This is a genomic window from Peribacillus sp. NPDC058002 (assembly GCF_042886655.1).
In the GTDB taxonomy this organism is placed as follows: Bacteria; Bacillota; Bacilli; order Bacillales; family DSM-1321; genus Peribacillus; species Peribacillus aracenensis.
Map to the genome: position 1 here is coordinate 1 of NZ_JBHVQU010000261.1, position 4,685 is coordinate 4,685.

General features: G+C 38.6%; 3 protein-coding genes and 1 pseudogene. 1 reads left to right on the forward strand and 3 read right to left on the reverse strand.

Features of this window, described 5'->3' with window-relative positions:
* Positions 1-350: 350 nt before the first annotated feature.
* Positions 351-611 carry a hypothetical protein gene (locus ACFVSH_RS23065; protein ID WP_260284938.1) on the reverse strand — a complete coding sequence of 87 codons (261 nt, stop codon included), beginning with the start codon at positions 609-611 and terminating at the stop codon, positions 351-353.
* A 175-nt stretch (positions 612-786) separates the two neighbouring features.
* Between ACFVSH_RS23065 and ACFVSH_RS23070 the strand changes: the two genes are divergently transcribed.
* Positions 787-1,500 (forward strand): class I SAM-dependent methyltransferase, encoded by a 714-nt coding sequence (locus ACFVSH_RS23070; RefSeq protein ID WP_387598498.1) that lies wholly within the window; start codon positions 787-789, stop codon positions 1,498-1,500.
* A gap of 99 nt (positions 1,501-1,599) precedes the next feature.
* On the opposite strand, the gene ACFVSH_RS23075 is transcribed toward ACFVSH_RS23070, so the two are convergent.
* Together ACFVSH_RS23075 and ACFVSH_RS23080 are read right to left on the reverse strand one after the other, a co-directional pair.
* Positions 1,600-3,150, reverse strand: coding sequence for a histidine kinase N-terminal 7TM domain-containing diguanylate cyclase (locus tag ACFVSH_RS23075; protein WP_387708029.1), 1,551 nt, complete (start codon positions 3,148-3,150; stop codon positions 1,600-1,602).
* Positions 3,151-3,416: 266 nt separating this feature from the next.
* Positions 3,417-4,685: pseudogene (locus ACFVSH_RS23080) on the reverse strand (alpha/beta hydrolase family protein); the annotation flags it as partial.

The window sequence follows — 4,685 nt, forward strand, 5'->3', positions numbered from 1 at the left end:
TCTGGAGGCGAAATCAACCACACCGCATTACTTGGTATATAGGAACAAAGTATGCGAAAACAGCCTTTTAATTTCAGCAATCAAGCCAACTTAATTCAAGGTTTTACAGTTTTACTAACGGATAATAGGAGTGAAAACAGAGTGATCAGCTGTATTTATTTGTGATGAACCCAAAAAAAGAAGCAGGTTCGAGCGATTAGAGGTTAAATTCAGATAAAAGAATCGTCTTACATGTATTTTAGCCGTACTGCTATTCATATTTCTTTTCAGTTTTTTTGGTTGGATTCCAATTGTGAACAAAATAAAAAACCTGATAATTTTTCAGGTTTTTTAATATTTTTATCATTCGATTACCAGAGAAATGCGAGAAAAACTAAAGATGCAATTGCCCCAAAGGCAAATCCATTTGCAGCACCCCAACCAAATCCTGTATTAAAACCACCATAACCAAACCCACCAAGGTTTCCGCCACCGTCAAATGGACGAATATATACACGGTTCGGCGTAACCCGGTGTATGATTCCCCGATGAACGGTTCCTCTACTTGTACGAATTTCAACCGGCCTTCCAACACCTTGCCTGCATTTATGATAATAATTATGATAACCCATTTTACACTCCCCTTGTCCGTCGATTATACATCGTATGCATTCGGAGACTAGCCTGCATGAATTAAATACCCACCAAACCTTTAAAAGTCTTTCCCATATTCCTTGCCAATGATTAAACACTCTTTGAAACCGAAGCATAAAATACATTTATACATGTACCAAAGGAGATTATGCCATGAACCACTCATACCAAGACGCACTAGCCATAATTGGAATTGAAGGGGCACACCCTGGTGGATTTGAATTGACTAAGCAGCTCTTGAAAAATGAAGAACTCGATCATACGTCAATAATCCTCGATGCCGGATGCGGGACTGGGCAAACCTCATCTTACTTGGCACAAACGTTTCTTTCCCAAGTATCCGCGCTTGATCATCACCCAGAGATGGTGAAACATGCAAAAAAAAGATTCCAACAAGCTAATTTAAGCATTGACCTATATAAGTCTTCAATTGAAGAACTGCCTTTTGCCAATAATTCTTTTGATTTTATCATAGCCGAATCAACGATTGCATTCACGGATATACCAAAATCGCTCGGTGAATTTTTCAGGGTCCTTAAATTAGAAGGAACTTTGTTATCCATTGATATGACAGCAGAAACCAGCCTTGATTCTGCCTCAAAAAAAGAAATCATGGACTTCTATAAATTAAGAGAATTATTGACGCAATCCGAATGGTTAAAGGCATTCCAACAAAACGGATTTACAGATTCAAAAATCTTGAGATCGAGTACCGTCTTAGAGGAATTAATGAATTCTTCAGCATCAAATAGCCTCGTTCAGCCATTGAGTGAATCCTTGGAACGAGTCATGGACGAACATTACCGCCTCATTCTATCTTATGGACACAGCCTCGGATATAGAGTATACAGAGCAAGTAAAAAGTAGGGCATTTATAATGCATGACGCAGCTCAAGTTTGTCAGGAATTATGAACACAATAAAAAAAACCTAGAACAAGTTCAAGGTTTAATGGGATGGTTCCATCTTAGGCGATGATCTTTACACAATTTCGTCCATTCTTCTTTGCGGCATATAAGGCTTGGTCAGCCCGTGGCATCAATGTTTTGATGGATTGGCTTCGGTCGCCAGCTTCAATGAAGGCATGAGTCACCCCGAAACTGCAGGTAACGGAAATCTTCTCTTCGTTAACAACTGCAATGCTTGCAGAAACTTTTTCCCTTATAATATCGGCCAACTCATATGCGATGGCTAAAGCTGTATCCGGCAAACATATGATAAATTCTTCACCGCCATAACGCCCCAATAGATCGCCTTCCCGAATGTGTTCCTTTGCAGTATTTGCAACAAGCGTTATGACTGCGTCCCCTGCTTCATGTCCAAAAGAATCATTTACATCTTTGAAATGATCAATATCGAACATGATTACTGAAACACTGCCGCCTTCCATGCTTAGTTCATCGAATAACATTTCCGATTTATTAAAGAAAAAGGTTCTATTCAATATTTGGGTTAATCCGTCCAAGCTGGCCAGTTGTTTCAACTTTTCCAGCATAAGAACTCTATCAGTTACGTTGGCGAAGGTGATGATCTGTCCGATAGGCAGGTTACTTTTGTTGAGCACAGGTGAAAAACCAATATGGTAATGTACCATATTACCATTTAGGCTGCAATTAAAATCACTGTCTTGCTTAAGGTCGATTATTTCCCTAAGATGATGATTCCCATTTAGTAGACTTGTAATCGATTTACCTATGGAGTGTTCATCCAACATGGGTATGACTTTGCGCATTCCATGGTTATAGTCAACAATCAAACCCTGTTGATTTAAAACGATGACACCCTCTTTCATACTTTCAAAGACAGTTTCCCGAGCGATCGGGGCTACATTGAACATTTGAAAAGTCAAAAGTGCCGCACCATGAAAGATAAACGTGATACTCATGGATACAGGACCAAGATCGATGCCGTATGTGCTTAATCCGTTGATATAATAGTAATTTGCCATTATAGGAATAATAAGACCTGCCACCATCATTGATATTTGCATCCTGAATCTGAATGAGGATTTTTTCACTTGCTTTAGCAATATGATTATACTTAACATGACACATAAAAAAAGGAAAAGGGAGTGGACGTAAAACCAAGGGCCCCCCACCAGCTTAATAATTGGAAAAGGACTATCGCTTCTCAATTCCATTGATTTGTAATACAAGTGATGAAGGCCGTTTGTATAATGCATGAAAATGGTGATGAACGGAATGATGAAAAGGGCATATTGCCAGACCTTCTTAATTCTCTGCCCAACATATTCAAGGCACATCAACAAAAGGAATACTGGGATGAATGGTAATGCCAAGTACTCGACCCTTAACCAAAATATGATTTGTTCCAAAGATGTACTGGAAAGTTCGAAAGCATAGGAAAAAGTAAAAATGGAAGACAAAAATGTCACGAAAATATAGGGTTTTGCTCCAGGTGCATCCTTGATCCTTAACTGTGCAAATAAACACAGGAACAAGCTTAAAACACCTGCCATTATAACTACGAGTATGTATAACAATAATTCCCGTGGCAATCCGATCAACTCCGTTTAACAAAAAAATACTTTTTCCGTATATTATATAGCACTTTATGCCTAAGTGACCAGAGTTTATTCAGGGAATTCTGAATTTTAAATGCCAGGATTTTATAAACACGCCATATTGGGAAGCCATTTACTAATTCCCCAAACCGACGTACCTAAAATGCCAGTTTTTAAACAAAAAACCCTGCCTCATCACTGAAACGTGAGTAGCAGGGTTTCCAATTAAAATGTGAATAAACGGAATATCTTGATGCGGATTATACTTTTTCTGTTACTGCTGTGAATCGCTTTAAGAATGTGAGTATTTTTTGATAGACGGCAATTTCATTTTCTTTTTTTGAAAACCCATGTCCTTCATCTTCCAGAAGCATATAATCGACATCTCTTCCTTTATCCTTCAACGCTTTAACGATTTGATCTGATTCTGCTTTGACGACACGGGAATCGTTTGCTCCTTGAATGACAAGCATTGGCTTTATCATATATTCTAAATAGGTGATAGGAGAGTACTCGATTAGTTTTTCTTTATCTTTTTCCGGATTACCTACCCATTGATCCATGACTGGCTTCCATTCTTCTGGAACGGAATTGATAAATGAGAAGAGGTTGGATGGTCCGAAAATATCGACAACCGCTTTAAAATAATCTGCATGTCGTCCGTGTAGCAGAAGTGCCATATACCCTCCGAAGCTTCCGCCCATCAATAGAATGTTGCCTTTTTGTGCATGCCCTTGGTTAATGAGCCAATCAAGGCCGGCTACATTATCAAGTCTTGGTCCATTTCCCCAATCTCCTTCCACCATTTTCGTGAATTCCAAACCATAGCCAGTAGAACCGCGGAAGTTTGGCGCAAAAATACTGTAACCATGATTCAGGAAAAATTGAAATGATGCCCTAAAGGACTTCCGTTCTGCCGCTTGAGGACCTCCATGTGGCCAAAAAATGATTTCACCATTGTCAATTTCCTTTTTTGCCCTGAAAAATAACGATTCGATCTCCAGGCCATCAAAGGAAGGATATGTAATGATGTCCGGTTCAACCAATTCATCTGAATCGACGCCAGGAACAGTATATTTAGTTAATGATACCCACTCATCACCTGTTTTTTTATAGATATTATGAGGCTTTGTTGCGCTCATGCCAAATAAGTAAAGGGTTCCAGATGCAGTAACCTCAAGTTTATTAATGACGCTGCACGGCACGGGGATATATCTCCAATCTTTATTTTGCAGATTGAATTCATATAATTGATCTTCTACACCCTTTTGACTGGTTATATATATAAGTTGATTCTCTTTACTATATTTAATGGCAGTAAAACTCTCATTCTCCAATTCTTTAACTTTTCTGAATTTGTTTGTTTCAAGATTGTATGAAGCCAAATAGGTAAAGTCCGAATCATAATCAGTCAATAAATATATCATCGAATCCGAAACAAAAACACCATCATTCACTGTATGTTGTTTCTCGTATGGCGGAGTGAGCAGGAAATCTTCGTTCCCTTACTTTGCATAGAGAAGTGTATT